This is a genomic window from Vibrio sp. Y176, assembly GCF_033438945.1.
In genome coordinates, this window is sequence record NZ_JAWOQS010001290.1 from 1 (window position 1) to 500 (window position 500).

At 43.0% G+C, this 500-nt stretch carries 1 protein-coding gene; it reads left to right on the forward strand.

Translation table 11 applies throughout. The features are described 5' to 3' along the window. Positions 1 to 2 precede the first annotated feature (2 nt). Positions 3 to 500, forward strand: a 498-nt coding sequence (locus R7O13_RS31465) for a porin family protein (protein ID WP_318305813.1), incomplete at its 3' end; no start/stop codon positions are given.

A 500-nucleotide genomic window follows, 5' to 3' on the forward strand; every position in this document is an offset into this window, starting at 1 on the left:
CTCTGGTTGGTCTATTTTCTCTAACAACGTTTAGTACTTTATCTTACGCAGCGGACTCCAAAGATCATGGCGTTTATATAGGTGCGAACTACGGTTATTTAAAAGTTGATGGACAAGATGATTTCGATGACGACAGCGATGCAATGCAAGCATTGGTGGGGTATCGCTTTAACCGTTACTTAGCGTTGGAAGGTGGCTACATTGATTTTGGTAGCTATGGTAACAACTTGGCTAATGCAGAGACGGATGGTTATACCGCAGCATTGAAAGTGACGGCTCCAATCACCGATAGAGTGGATGTGTACGCGAAAGGTGGCCAAATGTGGTATTCGACAGATTATAACGTTGCTGGATTCCATGGGAACAAAGATGACGAAGGTGTATTTGCTGGTGCCGGTGTGGGTTTCAAAGTAACGGATAACTTTTTAGTTAACGCAGAATACACTTGGTACGATGTGGAACTGAACGCAGAAAATGTATTTGATGGTGCGAATACAAAT